Here is an 18,626-nt window from a genome sequence, read left to right on the forward strand (position 1 = left end):
AGCGAAGATGAAACGAAACGAGCCCCCGACAGCACATCATCTACTAATTGGCAGTCTGATATTGGAGTCATCTGGTGTCGGCAGAAGTTGGCATCATGTCGTCGCGTGAGCATCGAAAACAGCAAACCAAATACCGCTTCATGTATTCATCAGAGGCTCCAGCAGGCAACGCCATTCGTGCAGCGGCTTATGTGCGAATGTCCACCGAGCATCAGCAATACTCAACCAGCAACCAAATGGATGCGGTCCGTGAGTATGCAGCAAGGCGAGGGATGGACATCGTCAAAATTTACTCGGACGAGGGAAAGAGCGGCCTTAACATTCAAGGACGAGACTCGCTCTCGACGATGATTTCGGATGTGACAGGTGGATTGGCCAACTTCACCTGCATCTTGGTCTATGACGTGAGCCGATGGGGCAGATTTCAGGACGCTGACGAAAGTGCTCACTACGAGTACATCTGCCGTCGGGTTGGGATTGCAGTTCACTACTGTGCTGAGCAGTTTGAAAACGACGGCAGTCTCGGATCGTCAATCATCAAAACGATGAAGCGTTCAATGGCTGGAGAATACAGTCGCGAGCTTTCGACCAAAGTCTTCCGGGGCGCATGTCGCCTCATCCAGCTTGGTTTCAAGCAAGGGGGCGCAGCAGGCTATGGCATGAGACGAATGCTAATTGACCAGAGCGGAGAAAAGAAGGCGGTATTAAAGATCGGTGAGCAAAAGAGCCTGCAGACTGATCGTGTGATTCTAGTTCCTGGACCTGAAGACGAAGTGATGACCGTTCGCGCCATGTATCATGCCTTTGTCACGGAGGGCAAAAGTGAAGCCACCATTGCAGAGTCATTGAACCATGCCGGTATCCTGACTGACTTTGGTCGAAAGTGGAATCGCACAACCGTTCGAGAAGTGCTGTCCAATGAGAAATACATTGGCAACAATGTGTATCATCGCACCTCCTTCAAACTGAAGCAGAAGCATACCAGGAACCCGGAAGATCAGTGGATACGTGTCGAAGGTGCCTTTGAAGGGATCGTTGACCGAACTCTATTTCTCCAAGCCAGAGAGCTTTTTCTAGCACGCTCGCAAAAGCTAACGAATGAGGAGTTATTGGAGAAGCTGCGCTTACTGCTGCGTAATCACGGCAAAATTTCAGGGATTTTGATCAACGAATCCGAAGGCATTCCCTCCAGCGCGGCTTATCGCAGCAGGTTTGGGAGTTTGGTGCGTGCTTACACCCTTGTGGGCTACCGACCGAATATTGATTTCACGTTTATTGAGATCAATCGTCGGCTGCGGTATTTCTTCCCTGAAGTCATACAGAACACGATCTCAAAGCTGATTGCGCTCGGTGCTCACGTTGCTCAAACCAGCGATGCTGGCATCTTTCTGCTGAATGATGAAATTCGTGTTTCACTGGTGCTCTGCCGACATCGAACAACACAAGCAGGTGCATCAAGATGGGAGATAAGGCTGGATCACGGTTTGTGCCCTGATCTCACGATTGCTGTGCGCATGGATCACACCAATGAAAATGTGAAGGACTATTACCTGCTGCCAAGCCTCGACATGACCTGGGATCATTTGAAGAGACGTGTGAGTGCTGACTCCCTCGATGGCACTCCGCCAGAGCGTCTCCATTTGGCTGAGGTCAACGGAATCTATTTGGACACCTACCGATATGACTCGCTTGAGCGATTCTTCGAACTCTCACAACGGCTGCCTGTGGACGCATGTATATGAAATCCGAAGTCCAATCCATCTCCATCGACAGGATACGAATCCTGAATCCTCGTCATCGGGACAAGGCAAAGTTCGAGCGAGTTGTCCAAAGCATTAAAAACCTGGGTTTGAAGAAGCCGGTGAAAATTAGCCGCCGCAACGTCAAGGATGGCGAAGAGCCAGGGTACGACTTGGTATGTGGTCAGGGCCGGATTGAGGCATGTCGAGCGCTAGGATTTACGCACATACCTGCAATCGTCGTTGATGTATCAAAAGAAGACCGATTACTGATGAGCTTGGTAGAGAACATGGCCAGGCGTTATCCAGCCCCGATGGACCTGATCATGGAGATTGAGAGATTAAAAACTCAGGGGTACAGTAATCTGGCTATCAGCAAGAAGCTCGACATCAGTGACACTCAGGTGGGTGGCCTGCTTGTACTGCGAAGTGCCGGCGAAGAGCGTCTCATTGATGCAGCTATCAAAGGCAAGGTGCCATTGGGGGTGGCGATTGATATTGCCAAGACTGACAACCGTGAAGCGCAGCAAGGCTTGCTCAAAGCCTATGAAACTCGGCAGTTAAATCAGACCTCAATCCGTGTGGTCAAGAAGCTGTTAGACCAACGTCACTTCTTTGGTAAAGCCCTCACCGCTGGTGGACGAGGCACAAGGAGGAGGCAAACCGCCGAAGATTTGGTCTATGCTTACCAAAAGGAGTCACAGCGGCAAAAGCTCATGGTCAAAAAGGCCAAGTTTTGTGAGGCCAAGCTGGTATTTGTGCAGGCGGCATTCAAGCAACTGCTGAGCAACGAGGATTTTATCAACCTGCTGAGAGCGGAGGGACTGGCTACGGCTCCGAAATTTATCGCTGAATCGACCAAAAGAATCAAATAGCATGAACGAACCCACACGCGGATTTGAAATGGAGAGCATCGTTCTCCCACTCGATCAGATTCTCCCAATCCGGCTGATTCAAGATCCAGAGAACAAGATCTCCCGTTACAAAGCCATTCGCAGCTCGATCCAAGAAGTCGGTCTTGTTGAGCCTCTGATTGTCAGCAGGTCAAAAGACAAATTCATTCTCGTCGATGGACATCTGCGGCTTCATGCCATGAAATCACTTGGAATGACGGAAGCCGAATGCCTGATCTCGACAGACGACGAAAGCTTCACTTATAATGCTCGCATCAGCCGCCTCGCACCGATCCAAGAGCACAAAATGATCCTGAAAGCGGTGAAGGATGGACTCACCCCTGAACGCATTGCGACGGCACTCAATCTTCGCGTCAAAGACATCCGAGACAGTCTTCGCCTTCTGGATGGCATTCATGAAGAGGTGGCTGACATGCTCAAAGACAAGCAAGTCGCGCCTGGGGCGATCCACGGCCTAAAGAAAGTCACGGCTGTTCGACAGATTGAAATCGCTGAGCTCATGGTGAGCACCAACACATTCACGCGCAATTATGTCGATGCCCTGTTGATAGGAACACCGAAGCATCAGCTCCTTAATCCCCAGGAACCCAAGGCAGCCAAGGGGATGACAGTGGAGGAGATTGCTCGCCTGGAGGAGGAAATGGAGAGCCTGCACACGGATTTCAAAGCCATCGAATCAACGTATGGCGACAACATGCTGAACCTTACGGTTGCGCGCAGCTATGTGAAGAAGCTGTTGGACAACACCAAAGTCTCACGGTTTCTGAAAACGCGGCATGAAGACCTCTTCTCAGAATTTGAAATCCTTGCAGCCAAAGAACTGTTGTGATGCCGTGGAGAAGCTAGCTAATTCTTTTCTAAACCACTGGCATCGTGCAAATCAAGGTATCAAAGCCCCGTTCCTGCATGAATGCCAAACCTGCGACTATCTTTGAAGGAACCTCCGGAAATACGAAGATTTGGATACACACGAAGCACCCAAACAAATAGCAGCGGGCTTCAGATTACCAAATCAAACCGAATGGTATGGGCTGCCTACTGGCAAGGATATGAAAAAGCGGCGGCACGTCTCCGCGCCGCCGCCTCGTGGGGAGAACTATTTGCCCTTTCCTCCGTGGAGGATGTCATTGAGGGAGGCCATACCCGTGCGTTGTTTCAGAGTGTCGAGGCGCATGTCGCTTCGCACACCGAGATCGACGCCGTACTGCTTCTCTATCGTGCCGACAAGTGTGTCGCCACGTTTGGCGCGTAAAGGTCCGCTGGGATTGCGGGACCGATTGCCAAGCATGCCTGGTGCATCTTTTGCCATGGTGGGGGATTTTCCTTTCTAGTCTTGAGAGTTCTCCCCTCCAAGCTCAGGGCTTGACTCGCGTCCAGTCTGCCAGGAAAATGCGTGCAGTCGTCCCGACTGAAAGCCGTTCCAAACGGGCGGAGTGCTCCGTGCCGGGGGGCGGCCGGAGTGAGCCGTCTCTGTATCAGCAGAGGCGGCTTTTTCGTGTTGCTGTAAGTTGAGCTTCACGGTGGATAGAGTGGGGTGGGTAAAAGGCAATGTCAAAACTATTTTAACCTTTGGGGTAAAAAGGCATTGTTCACCATCGTTCACCCTGATATTGACAGGATATTCACACCCGTCGGCCCATGCTGGTTCATTTCCGAAACACCAAGATTGAAAAAGAGTTCTCCTCAGAAAAGGAGCTAGTGCGGGCCTATGGGTCGGAGCAGGGGCGGATACTCATGCGTCGTGTGACCGAGCTGCGGGCAGCACGGCGTCTGGCGGATCTGCGTCTGCTGCCGCAGTTGCGCGCCCATGAGCTGACGGGCGACCGACAAGGACAGATTTCCATCACCGTGCGGCATCCCCACCGCCTGATCCTCCTGGTAGCCCATGAACCTGAGCCGCGTAAGGCGGACGGCGGACTGGACTGGGAGGCGGTGACAGAGATCACGATTTTTGAAGTGGTGGACTACCACTGAGAAACACCAAGCAACCCAAATCCCCCAACACACATGAGCACCAACTTCCAACCCGACTACGCCTCCCCGCCAGGAGAGACGCTTGCGGAGACCCTCGATGCGATGGGTCTGACGCAGTCCGAACTGGCCCGGCGCATGGGAAGGCCGATCAAAACCATCAATGAAATCATCCAGGCCAAAGCCGCTCTCACAGCGGACACAGCCCTGGAACTCGAACGCGTCCTGGGTGTGCCAGCCCACTTCTGGATGAATTTGGAAACTCAATACCGCGAGCTTCTGGCCCGCCAGCGTGCCGCTGACCGCCTAGAGGTGGACGAGGAATGGCTGGCCAGCCTGCCGGTTATGGCAATGCAAAAACTGGGCTGGCTTTCCCGAACCAAAGACAAGAAGCAGATCATGGTGGAACTGCTGAACTTCTTTGGCTGCGCCAACGTGAAAGGGTGGAAAGAAGTCTGGAGCGGGCCGGTGGCTGCTTTCCGTAAATCACCCAAGCTGCAAAGCGATCCCGAGGCCGTGGCTGCCTGGCTGCGCAAGGCGGAGCTGGAAGCCCGTAAGCAGCCCTGCGCTCCCTACGATGAAGCCGCCTTTCTCAAGGCACTACAAAAGCTACGGGGTGCCACCACGCTGCCTGTGAGGCAATGGGTCTCAACCATCCAACAAGCCTGCAATGAATGTGGCGTGGCCTATGTGCTGCTGCCGGAGCTCCAAGGCACTCATGTGAGTGGGGCGGCACGCCAGCTCACGGACAGCACCGCTTTGATCGTGCAAACGGGCCGCTATAAAGATGACGGCCACTTCTGGTTCACCTTCTTCCATGAGGCCAAACATGTGCTGCAAGGTAAACTGAAACGCGAATGGCTGGTAGAGTATGAGGGACGTGAAGATGCCCTAGAGGTGGATGCGAACCAGTTTGCCCGCGAGTTCCTCATCCCGACGGAGCGGATCGCGGCTGTGCGTGCCAGTCATGGAGGAAAGTTGCCCGTGGCAGCAGGCAAGGCGCTCGCGAAGCAACTCGGTATCTCCGAAGGAATCGTAGCTGGAAGGCTACAATTTGACCGCATCTGGATGCGCTTTGTCGGCAATGAACTCAAACGCCGCTATGACGTGAGCGATTTGTTAACCAGCGAAGCTGCCGCCATTTAAGAGGAAAAGATGCGTCCACTGACCGCGCGATTCAATGCATGGAATCCAACGCCCTAAACGCTGCCCTGGCCGCCAAACAGCAACGCCGTCAAGAACTGGCGCGAATGCCCATGGATCAGAAAGTCCGTACTCCAGAAGATGGCTGTTCCCATCCTGAAGAAGCGCGGTAAAATGCGAGGCGTCTGGGTGCCTTCTGAAGGAGGAAGGAAATCCATTCCACGAAATCTCCATTCATGATGCTCTACAAACGCCAGAAGCTCCTGCTCGATCTTGTCCATGCGGCGGGCGGTGAACTGGCGGCCACGGACCTACAAAAACTCCTCTTCCTCTACTCCCGGCAGAATGAGGCGGAACCGAGCTTTCAATTCGTGCCCTATCGGTTCGGCTGCTTTTCGTTCCAATCCTATGCAGACCGGGCGGTGCTCGAGCACAAGGGTCTGCTGTTTGAGTCTGACGATAGTTCGTGGAAGCTGACGCCCAAAGCCCAGCCCTACCTTGACCCGAAGCGGAAGGCGGAGATGACCCACTTTGTGACTCGGATGGTACCGGAAAGGGGGCATGACTTGGTGCGCCGTGTCTATCGGCTTCATCCATACTATGCTATTAAGAGCGAGATCCTGGACCGCGTCTTTCCAGCCAAGGTGGATCAGAAAACCATCCGTGACGCATGCCCGGCCCACAGCGGCCAGGCTCTTTTCACCATCGGCTATGAGGGCGACAGCGTGGATGGCTACCTGGAGCGCCTGATCCGTCATGGCGTGAAACTGCTGTGTGACGTGCGCCGCAATCCACTGAGTCGGAAGACGGGCTTCTCCAAAGGCCCGCTTTCCAGCTACTGCGCCAAAGTCGGCATCGAATACCGGCACCTGCCGGAACTCGGCATCCCCGGCCACCGCCGCCAGGAGCTGAACACGCTAGCCGACTATCAGGCCCTGTTTGTTGATTACCGCCAAGAAGACCTGCCCCAGGCCCGACAGGCGATTGAGGAGCTGGGAACCCTGCTGAAGCAATACGATCGCATCGCCCTGACCTGCTTTGAAAAGGATCACCAGTGCTGCCACCGCCACTGCGTGGCCGATGAGATGAAACGCCTGCTCAAGGACTGCCCGGAACCTCAGCATATCTGACCCATGCCCACGGAGCGGATCCTGATCACCGTCAAAACCTACCCGACGCTGTCGGCGAAATACGGTGAGCTGGTCTGCACCGCCGGACTGAGGCAGGACGGCTCCTGGATTCGCATCTATCCCGTGCCCTTTCGCCAGCTCGAAGCCTACCAGAGGTTTCCCAAGTACAGCTTCATCGAAGCGGAAATCGTCCGAAATCACAAGGATGCCCGCCCGGAAAGCCACAAGGTGAACACGGACACGCTGAACCTGACCGGGGAGGAGCTCTCCACCGGCGATCACTGGCGCGAGCGGCGGCAATGGATTCTGAAACGCGGCACCGTGCATACCAACCTCACGGAGCTGATCGAGGCGAACAAACAGGGCGTCCTATCCATCGCCACCTTCAAACCCGCGAAGATTATCGACTTCAAAGCGGAGGCAGACAAGGCGGACTGGGGAGATGAAAAGCTGGCCGCTGTGGATGCCCTGGCAAGCCAGGGAGACCTTTTCTCCGGTTGGAAAGGGGCGGACCTCGCCGCCTTGATTCGGAAACTGCCCTGGAAGTTTTCATACACCCTGGAAGACGATGCTGGCAAACGGAGCACCATGATGATCGAGGACTGGGAGATCGGCGAGCTCTACTGGAACTGCCTCAAGACCTCCAAATCTCCCGCGGAAGCGGTCGAGAAAGTCCGGCAGAAGTACCTTACCGAGTTCGCCACGAAGGATCTCTATCTCTACCTTGGCACGACCAAAAAATATGACCGCTGGGCAAACAATCCCTTTGTGATCATAGGCGTATTTTATCCTCCGATCCAACAGCAGGCGGAGCTTGATCTGTTTGGCTGAGACCGATGCTTCAGAGAAGCTATCGCATGACAAAACATGACAACCGAAGCTTATATCCTTGCGAAATGGTTCCTCGGCACCTGCGAATACCCTTGAAGGAACACCCGGAAATACGAAGATTCACACATGGACGAAACACCCAAGCAAGCCCAACGGGCTTGCGGAATTAAGCCCAGGGTTGGCACAACCCTGGGTCACAACCACGCCACATCCCGTCCCCGCGATCAACCCCAAAGGGGTTGTATCCACCGTCGAAGGTCCCCCTCGGCCCTGACCTCAAGCCAGCCCCTTCTGACGCTTCGCATGGATCGCAGCCGAATACTCGCTGCTGTTAAAGTCCACGTATTCCTCAGACAGGTCACTGGTGTAAACAATGTGATTGGCACTGCCTTGATTGAGATCAATCGTCACGGAGAAGCGTGGTTCCTTCACCACCTTCTCAAGCTCGCTCACGGGCGTATTCGTGGTTAGGCCGCCTTTGCAGGCAATGAGGCCGCCGAAGTAAATATCAATGAGTTCCTCCCTCAGGCGCGCGCCAGAGTAACCCACGGCATGGATCACACGTCCCCAGTTCGGGTCGCTGCCATGCCAGGAGCACTTCACCAGCATGGACTTCGCCACCGCTTCCGCCGCCTTTTTCGCATCGGCATGGGTGCGGGCATTGCGCACGCGGATCTCCACAAACTTCGTTACGCGCTCACCATCGCTCACGATCATCTTCGCCAGCTCCAGCATCACTTTATGCAGCGCACAGCGGAAGATCTTCGCCTCGTCACTGCCTTTTTTAATCGGTGGGCATTCGGCCATGCCGTTGCTCATCACAATGACGGTATCGTTTGTGCTCGTATCACCATCAATGGTGATGCAGTTGAACGACTGATCCACCGCACTGCGCATGGCCCGCTTCAGTTCATCGGGAGAAATCTTCGCATCGGTCGTGATGAAGCACAGCATCGTCGCCATGTTCGGGCAGATCATTCCCGCGCCTTTGGCAATGCCACCGATGCGGAAACTCCCGTCCCCGCAGGGTACTTCGATGGAGTAGCTCTTCGGCTTCGTATCGCTGGTCATGATCGCCCGTGAGGCATCGTCAGAACCTGTGGGCGTGAGTATTTCCGCCAGTTCTTTCACTCGGGGAGTGATGCGCTGGATGGGCATGTTCATGCCGATGATGCCGGTGGAGCACACCTGCACCTGGCGCATGCGGATGCCCAGCGCTTCCGCCGTGGCCTTGCACATGGCCTTCGCATCCTGGATGCCCTGGGGCCCCGTGCAGGCATTGGCATTGCCGCTGTTGGCAATGATGGCACGCACATCGCTGTCCTTGATGTGCTGCTGGGACACACGCACGCAGGCCGCACGGACCTTGTTCGTCGTAAAGACCGCATCCGTCACCGTGGGCACATCGGAGGTCAACAGCATCAGATCCAGGCGTGTGACCTCTGGATTCTTGATGCCGCAGGAGATGGCCCCCGCACGAAATCCGCGCGCAGCCGTCACCCCACCGTCAATGATTTTAAATGGCACCCGCACCTCGCGGAAGGGATCAAAGAAATCGTCGCTCATACACTCAAAAGTCCTGCAGCAGGGTCAAAGCCACACACTAGGTTCATATTCTGCACCGCCTGGCTGGAAGCGCCTTTACCGATGTTGTCTTCGGCACTCATCAAAATCAGGCGGCCCGCCCGTGTGTCCATGGCCCAGCCGATATCCACAAAGTTCGTCCCCATCACATGCTTCGTATCCGGGCTCTGATTCTTGCCCAGCAGACGGATGAAGGTCTGGTCGGCGTAAGCGTTATTCAATACAGCTTCCACCTGCTCAATCGTCACACCCGGTTTCGGTGTCGCAAAGATGGTGGTGCAAATACCCGCAAACACAGGCACCAGATGGGGCACAAAGGACAACCGCACCGGACGTCCGGCGGCGATCTCCAGTTCCTGGCCGACTTCGCTCAAGTGGCGATGCTGGGGGACACTGTAGCTACGCAGGCTGTTCTGGATCTCACAAAACAGTAGCGGGATGCTAGCATTCCGCCCCGCCCCACTGGCCCCGCTCATGCTGGAAACTGCTAGTGGATCTTCCGTCAGCAGCCCTGCCTTCAGCAGCGGGATCAGCGGCAGCAAGATGCTTGTGGGGTAGCAGCCTGGGCAGGCGATGAGACGTGCCTTTTTGATCTCTTCTGCACGCACTTCAGGCAGGGCATACACCGCCTCATCCAGCAGCTCAGGTGCGGGATGTTCATGCGCATAAAATTCCTTGTACACTTCGGCACTGCGCAGACGGAAGTCAGCACTCAGATCGATGACCTTGATGCCCGCCTCCAGCAGCGGTTTGGCATACTCCACAGACACCCCATGAGGCAGGGCCAGAAAGGCAATTTGTGCGCCACTCTCCTTCAGGGTCGCGACATCCGGGTTCGTGAAAGTCAGCGTATCCGCCACGCCCACTTTGCGGAAGCGGGGGAACTCCGCCGAGAGGGCTTTACCAGCGAGCGTGCGCGAAGTCACCGCTACCAGCTCGGCATGAGGATGGCGCAGCAGCAGCTTCAGCAGTTCAATGCCTGAATAACCACTCGCACCAAGGACGGCAACTTTGACTTTGTCTAACATCGGGAGGGCGAAGTATGCGCCCCTGCGCCCGTCTCGCAAGACCAGATTTGAGTTGTCTGTGACGAATGGCCACAAAACTCAGCCACCATGCCCCGCCGTCATGCTGAGACCAAGGAGGCTGCATTGGAGAGGTGTGGGCCGCTCGGCGAGTGATCGTATGTCAACAACGACAATCATCCGATCAACAACAAGTCAAAACCTCACCGCTATGAAACACGCACCTACCGCCGCTGGCGCCCTTCTGGGCCTTCTGTTTATCACCTTTGGCCTGAATTTCTTCTTCAATTTCATCCCCATGCCTGCGGATCCCTCCCCCGCTGACGCCCCGCACAAGCTTTTCATGGCCGCGCTCTTCCCCACGGGCTACCTCGCCTTTGTGAAGGTGCTTGAAATCACCGGCGGTCTCCTGGTGGCCCTGCCGAAGACCCGCAACATCGGCCTGCTCATCCTCGGCCCCATCGTCGTCAACATCCTCGCCTTCCATGTCTTCCTGACCAAGGGCGCGGGCCTGTTTGAGCCACCGGTGCTGCTCATCACAGCCCTTTCTGCCTACCTGCTCTTCGCCGGTCGCCGCGCTTTTGCCGGCCTACTCAAGGCTTAACCCTCCCCCCGGAAAAAAGAGCCAGTCTTCTGCCAATGGCGGGAGGCTGGCTTTCTTTTTGTGAGGGGCATCCCGTGACTTCTTCATGGACCCACCGCCCCGGCTGCGCTATCCGCAGCACCATGCAGATCACCAGTGCCAGCAATGAAAAGATCAAACACGCCCGCCGTGTCCGCGATGGTCGTGAGCCCGGTCTGATCTTCATTGAGGGCCTGCGCCTAGCTGAGGAAGCAGTGAACTCCAGCCTAACCATTGAAGTCTGTTTTTCCGATTCTCTTGACCCAGCCGAGTCACGTCTGGTCGCACTCCTAAAACGGCTGGAACAAAATTCAGTGCCGCACTTCACCACCACCACGGACATCATCCGGGCCATGAGTGACACGGTGCAGAGCCAGGGCATCATCCTCATCGCACGCCGCCCTGCCCAGCAGACCACAGGAGCCTGGCAAAAAAATAGCACTCTGCTGCTGGGCCTGGATCGCCTGCAGGATCCTGGCAATCTCGGCACCCTCATTCGCACCGCCGAGGCCGCTGGCGTCGGCGGCATCGTCTCTCTCAAAGGCAGTGCCGATGCATTCTCTCCCAAAGTTCTGCGCAGCTCCATGGGCTCCGCCTTCCGCCTGCCCCTGCTGGAAAATGCCAGCGCAGCAGACCTCAACGCCTTGCAGGTAAATCAGGGTTTCAAGATCGTCGCTGCTGCGGGTGAAGGCGAAATGGATTACACCGACTACGATTGGCAGCAGCCTACGCTTCTTTTGTTAGGCAATGAGGGGCGAGGTGTGGCCCCAGAGCTGATGCAGCAGTGCGACGTTCGTCTTCGCATCCCCATGCATGCAGGGGTGGAGTCGCTAAACGTCGCCGCCGCTGGTGCCGTCATGCTGTTTGAGGCCGCCCGTCAGCGCCGGTGATTCAGCGGAGCGTGCGCGGCACAAAGGCCCACTGCATACCCGCCGCCTCTGCCGCCACGATGCCCGCCTGACCATCTTCCAGCACCAGGCATTCCTTCGGGTCCACACCCAGCTTTTCAGCCGCGAGCAGAAACATATCCGGCGCAGGTTTACCACGCTTCACATACGCAGGCGTCACGATGACCGGGAACAGATGCAGCAGCCCGCTGGCGGCCAGACAGCCGCGCACGATGATCTCCTCACTGCCCGAGGCGACAGCCATCGGAAACTTGCCTTCCAGAGAACGGGCAAAATCCGCCACGGGCTTGATCGCCTCCATCTGCGGGATGATCTTCAAAAACATCTCCACTTTGGATTCCGCGACGGCGTCGGGATCAATGGCACTGCCATACTGCTCATTGAGTTCCATCACCACATCCTGCTCCCGAACACCCGCACGGGCATAGAAGAACTCTTCGGTAAAATCAAAGGGCGCACCGTGCAGCTTCAGCGAGGCAAGCCAAGCTTCGTAGTGCTTCGGCATGGAGTCCACCAGGGTGCCGTCACAATCAAAGATGTAGGCGCGAAAGGGGTAGTCAGGAATCTCGAGCATGAGGAGGGTATGCCTTCCTTATACCAGGACGGCTCTGATGTCGAATGCCTCGTGGTTCCCCCTCGTCCCTCAGTGCCCTTCCCCACGGTCTTCTAGGTAGTCCAGGGCCTTGGTCAGGCTGGACTGCGTTAGGAAGTGATTCAGGCGGGCCGGCAGCACTGGTTTTAACCGGACATGCTCCGCGCTCAAAGCTTCCGACACGCGCTGCAATTCCGCCAGATGTGCCGCTGGGTCACGGTCGCGAAAGGCATGATCTGCAATGGTTTCCAGCCTCTGACGCAGCAGAGTGTGAAGGGTGGCAAATTCAGGATTCACAGCGATTTATCGATCAACAGAGCCGCAGCCCGGCGTGGGTTTGGGTGATACCCGTTCATGCTCGCACGGATCTTCTTGGCACGGTCCACACAGGCCTCCGCTTTCTGAAAATCCCCCGACGCTTTGTACACGGCCCCCAGGTTGATGTAGGTCTGGGAAAGATCGGCCGGATCCATTTGGTCCGTGGCCAAATTTTCGCGGATACTCAGCGCATGTTCATGCATCTGCTGGGCATTTTCCACGTCCAGATTCGCGTAATAAAGCACCCCCAGATTGTTATACACGGAGGCCACCCGGGCACTACGATCCCCATCCGTAAGTTGGAAGATATCCAGCGCCTCCTGGTAGTATTGCTCCGCCTTCGTGTAATCCCGTGTCTGCTTGAAGATCATCGCCAGATTGTTCTTGATGGTGGCCACCTTATCACTGTTGGCGATGCCTCCTTGTTCGGCGATCTTCAGTGCCTTTTGGTAATATTCCGCAGCTTGATCTGCACGGCCCCAGCGATCATACAGATGCGCCAGCAGCGAGTGAATGCCCGTGAGCAGTTCAGCATCCGGCTTGCGAGGTTCCTGGGCGCGAAAAAGAGCCTCCCGATAAAGCGACTCCGCCTTGCGAAATTCCCCCTCCTTTTGCCGCAAATCTGCCAAAACGCTGATCTGCTCCACCAGCGTCCCGACTCGGGAAGAATCATGGTAGGCAACACGACGCGCCTCCTCCACACTGCGCGAGGCGGCGGCAATCTGACGCTCCAGGTTGGGGTCCACAATGAAGAATAGGCTAAACCGTGACCGGGATCAACTCGCGTCGCGGTAGGATTGGGCAAGGTTGGCGATCTGGTTGCGCGCCTTCGCCATCATGTCACGGGAAACCCCCGCGTTCTCATACCAATGCGTGTAGGCATGATTGTCAAACATGATGTCGAACTGCGCAATCAGACGCTCAAAGACAGCCGCGATGCCGGTGTGATTCACCAGGGCCAGACCGCTCGAGGCAAAACCTCCAGGCGCTGTTTCCGCATACCCCAGCTTCAGCCCGCCCGAGGAGGGCATGTAGCTCGCATAGTTCAGGGACTTGCGGATGGTGGCCATGTTTTCATCCACGTCCTTCGCCTTGATATCCCCACGGAAAAGCGCACTCGCCGCCAGATAGACCCCCTGCTGCCAGTCAATGGCCGCCGTGAAGTTATCCTGCGAAAAGGTTTCGCGCGCCAGATCCGGAAAATTCGTCCGCACCTGCCCTTCCTGCCCGGCACCGCGCATCGGCGCAAAGCTGGCGGTCAAGAAGTGGTTGCCCGGGAACGGCACCAGATTGGTGACAAATTCGCTCAAGTCCGTATTCAGCTTGCCCGGAAACCGCAAAGACGCCGTCACCGAACTGACAATCAGCGCGATGATGTTGTTCAGGTCCATGTAGTTCGGGCTGCGGTTCAGCTTCGATTTGGCGATGCGGAACAGGGCCTCATTGTCCAGCAGCACCGCCCCATCCGCATTGTCCAAAATGCGCTGCAGGGTGAGGATGGCATTGTAGGGCTCCACAGCGGAGTCCGAGATCAGCGGCGAAGGTACCACGGAGAAAGTGAAGATGCGCTTTTTCGGATAGGCCTGGCGCAGGCGCTCCAGGATCAGCGAGCCGAGACCCGAGCCTGAACCACCACCGATGGAGTGCGTCATCAGGAAGCCCTGCAGCCCCTTGGTTTTCTCCACCGCGCTGTCAATCACGTTCATGATCTGGTCGATGACCTTCTCACCCTCCACATTGTAGCCACGCGCCCAGTTGTTCGCCGCACCTGGGATCTTCCGCACGATGCTGCTCTCATCAAAAAGCTGGGACATATCCCCACCTTCGATACGGGCGATGACACCAGGCTCCAGATCCACCAGCACGGCACGTGGCACGTACTTGCCATCGCGCACCTTGTGAAAGAAGACTTCCATGTTGGAATTAGCCGCAGCATTGCTGCCTTCCTTCAAGGTGCCTGCTTCCGTAAGGCCATGCTCACGCAGTGCCAGCCTCCAAAAGCTGTCTGCGATCTGATTGCCACACTGTCCGACGTGAATGCTTAAAATCTCTCTCACTGTTTGTTCTCCGGGATGGTTCTTGAAACGGTTGCTCTGAAGGTGCCAGACAGCGGCCTAACGGCGGCGGTCCACAAGGTCACGCAGGCTCATGGAACCACGCGCATCATCACTCGCCGCAGCAGCGCGCAGGCTGGTTTCGCCAGCGGTATCCTGCACCTTGGCCTTGGCTCCGCTCTCTTCGGCCACTTGGTAGCTCTGCACCAGTTCCTGGGCCGAGGCGCGCAGGGCATTGATCTGCTCCTCAGACATGCCTTCATTGAGGTACCAGTTGGCGAAGGCCTTGCGCTGCCAAAGCTTGTCAAAGTTGTGGCAGATCCGGTCGAGCACACGGGCGATTTCCGTGTTGTTCGCTAGCAGCACCATGCTCTTGCGATGCGAGATGCCCGACTGCTCCACGTAACCAATTTTGAAAGCCGTGGGAATCCAATAAGTCAGCGGCAGCTTTTCACGCATCGCTGCCAGCGCGGCATCTGCCTGCGGCTTGTCCTCCATGATGCCACGGTAGAGAACCGCAGTGCTGAGGAAGCGGCCTTCCATCGGGGAGCAGGCCGCAAAGACAGAACCATTGTCGAACAGAGACTTGATCATATCTTCAATGCCCTGTTCCTCAAACTTGCTGCGGTCTGGAGGCGTCAGCGGTGCAAAGGCACACATCAGGAAATGCAGCGAAGGCTGGGGAACCAAGTTCGTCAGCAGCTCACGCAGACTGATTTCCACCGTCAGAAATCCGCTAAAACGCATGGAGGCCGTGATGCCAGCCAAAGCTTCCGTGATCAACAGGTTCAGATCGTCCACCGTCGGGCTCTCAATGTTCCATTTGCGGTGGGCCAGCTCAAACAGGGCCTCATTGTCAAAGATCAAGCAGGCATCGGCCGAACGACGAAGTGTGTTCAACGCAAAGACCGTGTTGTAAGGCTCCGTCACCACCGAAGACACCTGGGGAGACGGCAGCACCGCGCAGCTAAGCACCGGAATTTCGCCATACTTCTCTTTCAGCGACTCGATCAATAGCGACCCAAAGCCCGACCCCGTTCCGCCGCCGATGGCGTGCAGCACGATGATGCCACCCACGTTGTCACATTTATCAATTTCATAATCCAGCCGCCCCATCACCTCGGGCAGCACCTCACGGCCGGCCCCCAAGTAACCCACGGCAAAATTGCCCCCTGCACCTTCCGTGCGGGAGATCAGGTTGGCCGGATTGAAAAGTGAACCACTGGTTGCCTTCACGCTGTCAATCACGCTCGGCTCCAGATCCACCATGATGGCACGCGGCACATAACTGCCCGAAGAAGCCTCCCCCAGTTTTGAGAAAAAGGAACTCCAGTTCCCCTTCGGTGCGGCCCCTGGGGCAGTCTGTCCGGTCAGCGGATCGATTCCGTGTTCCTGACAGACTGTCTTCCAAAAAGAAGCCGCAATCTGGTTACCTGCCTGACCTATCGAAACGACAATGGTGTTGTTGACCTTCATTCAGTGACTGGAATTTCAATCTTTTCTATTATGTTTGAGAATGTTTGCAACATTAACCCTCAAAATAAAGACGTTTCAGCCAGTGATAGCAAGAATGATCCCAATATGCATAGAAGTTTGGCAAAGTTTTTACCCAGCCTGCTCTCAAAACCTTGAATATCAGAAAACTAGGCAGGCCAAGGAATTGGACATCTAATAGGTATTAACTTAGGCGAAACCAGCGCTCCGCAATGACTGCCACAGTACAGCTTTTTGCAGACGATCCAAGCTGCTATTTCCAGCTTATTGCCTATATCACTATTAGACTATTTACCGATACACCAGAGGTGCTTGTAGCCGCGAATGAAAAGCTGGCCATCACTCACCGCCATGGAACCGATGACTTTTTCCCCGAGTGAATTGGTAGCCAGCAGTTCAAATTTTGGGCTGGCCCTGAAAACAAAGGCATCCCCGCCCTGATTGATGGCATAGCACTGGCCGTCTGCTGTCAGCACCAGGGAAGACCAGTTTTGCCCCGTCGGTCCAGGCCCCTTCAGCCGTTCGTTCCACACCATCTGCCCCGTTTTCAGATCCCGGCATTCCGCGATGCCTCCATCGCTGAGGATGTAGTGATGCCCCTGATGAACCACGCCTGAGCCGATGCGCTGGCTCACCTTGGGCAAGTGCCAGAGACGATGCGTTTTGGTCACGTCCCCCTGCCCGCCCGCCCTGACGGAAAGCCCCATGCCCCCATAACCGCCAAAGGCGATGACCTGTCCCTCCGCAAACAAGGGCGAGTTATAAACCAGCGGGTTCAGCCCTTCGCAGGTCCACCATTCCTTGCCCGTGGCAGGATCAAACGCCGCCACACGTCCAGGATAGGAAAGAAAGAGCTCTTCCCGGCTGCCCACGGTTCTCACCATAGGATCCGCCCAGGAACCCAGCCACTTTTTCTCCTTGCCTTCACCTGAGGCACCGCCCGGCTCCTCATGCTGCCACAGGGTCTTTCCGGTGACTTTATCAAAGGCATACAGCGTCGTTTTTTCCCCGGGACCGAAGTTTAAAAACACCCGGTTTCCCACGATGACCGGCGAGGTACCACTGCCCCAAATGTGATGATGCTTGCCCAGGTCCGTGCGCTTCCACAGTTCCTTGCCTTTGAGGTCATAGCAAAAGACACCGGCGGAGGCAAAAAAGACGATGACACGTTCCCCATCCGTGGCTGGAGACCCCGCACAATAAGGGTTCGTCCCATGCGTCAACTCCGGCTCGCGATAGATCGTGCCGGCTTCCCAAAGCTGCTTGCCCGTTTTGCGGTCCAGGCTCAGCAACAGCCGCTGGCCAGTCTTTTCGATGGCCTGGGTGATGAACACCTGATCCTTCCACACGACCGGCGTGGAATTGCCGCGATCTGGCAGGGCGATCTTCCAGCGCACATTTTGCTCCGCCCCCCATGTCGTAGGCAGCCCACTCTCCACCGTGGTTCCATCCCCCTGCACGCCTCGCCACATGGGCCAATTTTCAGCATGCAGACCTGCGACCAAGCAGAAGGCTCCCAAAACGACCGAGGCGAAAAGTTTCATGAACACCCATCGTCCACAGTAGATGCATTCTTGCAAGATGCCCCAAACCTACAAACCCCTCAGCCTTCTCCTCCATGCCGCTCCAGCAGTAGAGGCAAAATCTCCGTCCGCCGACTGATAATCATCAAATGATCGCCACCTGCAATCGCGTGATGCACCCGCTGCCGGTGAATGGGAAACACCGGGTCCCGATCGCCATGGATGCTGACCAAGTCCTCATGCTCGGCCAAGCCCGACCAATCTGCTGCACAAGAGCAAGCCCAGCGAACGAAGTCCGTATCCGCTTCACGAAACATTTCCACGGCCAGCTTTCTGGCCGACGACAATCCCGGCAAAGGCCTCGCTACACGCTGAAGGCGGCCCCAAGGCACATGCGGTCCTAAAAAGGAAAGATGCGTCAGCAGTGGATGCAAGTGCTGTCGCTGAGTGCAGGAGGAAATGAGCGTGAGCTTTCGGATCGGCACCTGTTTGGAAATCTCACAGGCCAGCATGCCTCCCAAAGATACCCCCACCAAGCTGTCTCCCGGCTGGATCCCCTGCCGCTGGATCAAAAACGCTGAGTATTCATCAAAACCACAGCCAGGACGCGGTGGACCCGGATAGTCCAGCGTGTGAATGGGAAAAGGAAACGAGTAACCCGAATATAACGCGGAGGTGGCTCCCAGCCCCGGCAGGAAGTGCAGTGACATTCGGCATTCTACACCCAAAACAAAACCCCTGCCAGCCTTACAGCTCGACAGGGGGCTTGCGAATTTTT

At 56.1% G+C, this 18,626-nt stretch carries 20 protein-coding genes; 11 read left to right on the forward strand and 9 right to left on the reverse strand.

What is annotated here, in order from left to right:
* The first annotated feature begins 140 nt into the window (after positions 1-140).
* The 9 genes from ABEB25_RS19500 to ABEB25_RS19540 all read left to right on the forward strand — a co-directional run bounded on the left by ABEB25_RS19500 (position 141) and on the right by ABEB25_RS19540 (position 7,728).
* The gene (locus ABEB25_RS19500; RefSeq protein WP_345738323.1) at positions 141-1,742 is read left to right on the forward strand and encodes a recombinase family protein; all 1,602 of its coding nucleotides are present in this window, start codon (positions 141-143) and stop codon (positions 1,740-1,742) included.
* Positions 1,739-2,614 (forward strand): plasmid partitioning protein RepB C-terminal domain-containing protein, encoded by an 876-nt coding sequence (locus ABEB25_RS19505; RefSeq protein ID WP_345738118.1) that lies wholly within the window; start codon positions 1,739-1,741, stop codon positions 2,612-2,614. Before ABEB25_RS19500 ends, ABEB25_RS19505 begins: the two co-directional genes overlap by 4 nt.
* Before the next feature lies 1 nt (position 2,615).
* Entirely contained in the window at positions 2,616-3,482 is an 867-nt protein-coding gene (locus tag ABEB25_RS19510; RefSeq protein WP_345738119.1) for a plasmid partitioning protein RepB C-terminal domain-containing protein, read from the forward strand.
* Positions 3,483-3,674: 192 nt separating this feature from the next.
* Positions 3,675-3,905: a hypothetical protein gene (locus tag ABEB25_RS19515; RefSeq protein WP_345738120.1), complete on the forward strand. Its 231-nt coding sequence runs from the start codon at positions 3,675-3,677 to the stop codon at positions 3,903-3,905.
* A 386-nt stretch (positions 3,906-4,291) separates the two neighbouring features.
* Positions 4,292-4,627 (forward strand): type II toxin-antitoxin system RelE/ParE family toxin, encoded by a 336-nt coding sequence (locus ABEB25_RS19520; protein WP_345738121.1) that lies wholly within the window; start codon positions 4,292-4,294, stop codon positions 4,625-4,627.
* Between the two features lie 33 nt (positions 4,628-4,660).
* A complete protein-coding gene (locus ABEB25_RS19525; RefSeq protein ID WP_345738122.1) occupies positions 4,661-5,770 on the forward strand; it encodes a HigA family addiction module antitoxin in 1,110 nt (369 codons plus the stop codon).
* Positions 5,771-5,808: 38 nt separating this feature from the next.
* Positions 5,809-5,940, forward strand: coding sequence for a hypothetical protein (locus ABEB25_RS19530; protein WP_345738123.1), 132 nt, complete (start codon positions 5,809-5,811; stop codon positions 5,938-5,940).
* 63 nt (positions 5,941-6,003) lie between these two features.
* Positions 6,004-6,897, forward strand: a complete 894-nt coding sequence (locus tag ABEB25_RS19535) for a DUF488 domain-containing protein (RefSeq protein ID WP_345738124.1) — start codon at positions 6,004-6,006, stop codon at positions 6,895-6,897.
* A gap of 3 nt (positions 6,898-6,900) precedes the next feature.
* A complete protein-coding gene (locus ABEB25_RS19540) occupies positions 6,901-7,728 on the forward strand; it encodes a hypothetical protein (RefSeq protein WP_345738125.1) in 828 nt (275 codons plus the stop codon).
* Positions 7,729-8,004: 276 nt separating this feature from the next.
* Here ABEB25_RS19540 and argJ read toward each other — a convergent pair whose 3' ends face one another.
* Positions 8,005-9,294: a bifunctional glutamate N-acetyltransferase/amino-acid acetyltransferase ArgJ gene (argJ, locus tag ABEB25_RS19545; RefSeq protein ID WP_345738126.1), complete on the reverse strand. Its 1,290-nt coding sequence runs from the start codon at positions 9,292-9,294 to the stop codon at positions 8,005-8,007.
* On the reverse strand, positions 9,291-10,340 hold the full coding sequence (argC, locus tag ABEB25_RS19550) for an N-acetyl-gamma-glutamyl-phosphate reductase (RefSeq protein ID WP_345738127.1): 1,050 nt from the start codon (positions 10,338-10,340) through the stop codon (positions 9,291-9,293). The genes argJ and argC overlap by 4 nt, the downstream gene beginning before the upstream one ends.
* A gap of 208 nt (positions 10,341-10,548) precedes the next feature.
* On the opposite strand from argC, the gene ABEB25_RS19555 reads away from it, so the two are divergent.
* Complete coding sequence (locus ABEB25_RS19555; RefSeq protein WP_345738128.1) at positions 10,549-10,941, forward strand: hypothetical protein; 393 nt, start codon at positions 10,549-10,551, stop codon at positions 10,939-10,941.
* 74 nt (positions 10,942-11,015) lie between these two features.
* Positions 11,016-11,849, forward strand: a complete 834-nt coding sequence (locus ABEB25_RS19560) for a TrmH family RNA methyltransferase (protein ID WP_345738129.1) — start codon at positions 11,016-11,018, stop codon at positions 11,847-11,849.
* A gap of 1 nt (position 11,850) precedes the next feature.
* Here the strand turns inward: ABEB25_RS19560 and ABEB25_RS19565 are convergent, their stop codons facing one another.
* The 7 genes from ABEB25_RS19565 to ABEB25_RS19595 all read right to left on the reverse strand — a co-directional run bounded on the left by ABEB25_RS19565 (position 11,851) and on the right by ABEB25_RS19595 (position 18,558).
* The gene (locus ABEB25_RS19565) at positions 11,851-12,441 is read right to left on the reverse strand and encodes an HAD family hydrolase (protein WP_345738130.1); all 591 of its coding nucleotides are present in this window, start codon (positions 12,439-12,441) and stop codon (positions 11,851-11,853) included.
* A gap of 69 nt (positions 12,442-12,510) precedes the next feature.
* Positions 12,511-12,756, reverse strand: a complete 246-nt coding sequence (locus ABEB25_RS19570; RefSeq protein WP_345738131.1) for a hypothetical protein — start codon at positions 12,754-12,756, stop codon at positions 12,511-12,513.
* On the reverse strand, positions 12,753-13,523 hold the full coding sequence (locus tag ABEB25_RS19575; RefSeq protein ID WP_345738132.1) for a tetratricopeptide repeat protein: 771 nt from the start codon (positions 13,521-13,523) through the stop codon (positions 12,753-12,755). The genes ABEB25_RS19570 and ABEB25_RS19575 overlap by 4 nt, the downstream gene beginning before the upstream one ends.
* A gap of 30 nt (positions 13,524-13,553) precedes the next feature.
* The gene (locus ABEB25_RS19580; protein WP_345738133.1) at positions 13,554-14,834 is read right to left on the reverse strand and encodes a tubulin beta chain; all 1,281 of its coding nucleotides are present in this window, start codon (positions 14,832-14,834) and stop codon (positions 13,554-13,556) included.
* Positions 14,835-14,891: 57 nt separating this feature from the next.
* Positions 14,892-16,307, reverse strand: coding sequence for a tubulin beta chain (locus tag ABEB25_RS19585; protein ID WP_345738134.1), 1,416 nt, complete (start codon positions 16,305-16,307; stop codon positions 14,892-14,894).
* 305 nt (positions 16,308-16,612) lie between these two features.
* Positions 16,613-17,869, reverse strand: a complete 1,257-nt coding sequence (locus ABEB25_RS19590; RefSeq protein WP_345738135.1) for a PQQ-binding-like beta-propeller repeat protein — start codon at positions 17,867-17,869, stop codon at positions 16,613-16,615.
* A 59-nt stretch (positions 17,870-17,928) separates the two neighbouring features.
* Positions 17,929-18,558: an alpha/beta fold hydrolase gene (locus tag ABEB25_RS19595; RefSeq protein WP_345738136.1), complete on the reverse strand. Its 630-nt coding sequence runs from the start codon at positions 18,556-18,558 to the stop codon at positions 17,929-17,931.
* Between the last annotated feature and the right edge of the window lie 68 nt (positions 18,559-18,626).

This window comes from Prosthecobacter algae, from assembly GCF_039542385.1.
Taxonomy (GTDB): domain Bacteria; phylum Verrucomicrobiota; class Verrucomicrobiia; order Verrucomicrobiales; family Verrucomicrobiaceae; genus Prosthecobacter; species Prosthecobacter algae.

Coding starts and splice junctions, on each gene's coding strand:
- ABEB25_RS19500 (WP_345738323.1), top strand. CDS start 141: ATGTATTCATCAGAGGCTCCAGCAGGCAACGCCATTCGTGCAGCGGCT.
- ABEB25_RS19505 (WP_345738118.1), top strand. CDS start 1,739: ATGAAATCCGAAGTCCAATCCATCTCCATCGACAGGATACGAATCCTG.
- ABEB25_RS19510 (WP_345738119.1), top strand. CDS start 2,616: ATGAACGAACCCACACGCGGATTTGAAATGGAGAGCATCGTTCTCCCA.
- ABEB25_RS19515 (WP_345738120.1), top strand. CDS start 3,675: ATGGTATGGGCTGCCTACTGGCAAGGATATGAAAAAGCGGCGGCACGT.
- ABEB25_RS19520 (WP_345738121.1), top strand. CDS start 4,292: ATGCTGGTTCATTTCCGAAACACCAAGATTGAAAAAGAGTTCTCCTCA.
- ABEB25_RS19525 (WP_345738122.1), top strand. CDS start 4,661: ATGAGCACCAACTTCCAACCCGACTACGCCTCCCCGCCAGGAGAGACG.
- ABEB25_RS19530 (WP_345738123.1), top strand. CDS start 5,809: ATGGAATCCAACGCCCTAAACGCTGCCCTGGCCGCCAAACAGCAACGC.
- ABEB25_RS19535 (WP_345738124.1), top strand. CDS start 6,004: ATGATGCTCTACAAACGCCAGAAGCTCCTGCTCGATCTTGTCCATGCG.
- ABEB25_RS19540 (WP_345738125.1), top strand. CDS start 6,901: ATGCCCACGGAGCGGATCCTGATCACCGTCAAAACCTACCCGACGCTG.
- argJ (WP_345738126.1), bottom strand. CDS start 9,294: ATGAGCGACGATTTCTTTGATCCCTTCCGCGAGGTGCGGGTGCCATTT.
- argC (WP_345738127.1), bottom strand. CDS start 10,340: ATGTTAGACAAAGTCAAAGTTGCCGTCCTTGGTGCGAGTGGTTATTCA.
- ABEB25_RS19555 (WP_345738128.1), top strand. CDS start 10,549: ATGAAACACGCACCTACCGCCGCTGGCGCCCTTCTGGGCCTTCTGTTT.
- ABEB25_RS19565 (WP_345738130.1), bottom strand. CDS start 12,441: ATGCTCGAGATTCCTGACTACCCCTTTCGCGCCTACATCTTTGATTGT.
- ABEB25_RS19585 (WP_345738134.1), bottom strand. CDS start 16,307: ATGAAGGTCAACAACACCATTGTCGTTTCGATAGGTCAGGCAGGTAAC.
- ABEB25_RS19590 (WP_345738135.1), bottom strand. CDS start 17,869: ATGAAACTTTTCGCCTCGGTCGTTTTGGGAGCCTTCTGCTTGGTCGCA.
- ABEB25_RS19595 (WP_345738136.1), bottom strand. CDS start 18,558: ATGTCACTGCACTTCCTGCCGGGGCTGGGAGCCACCTCCGCGTTATAT.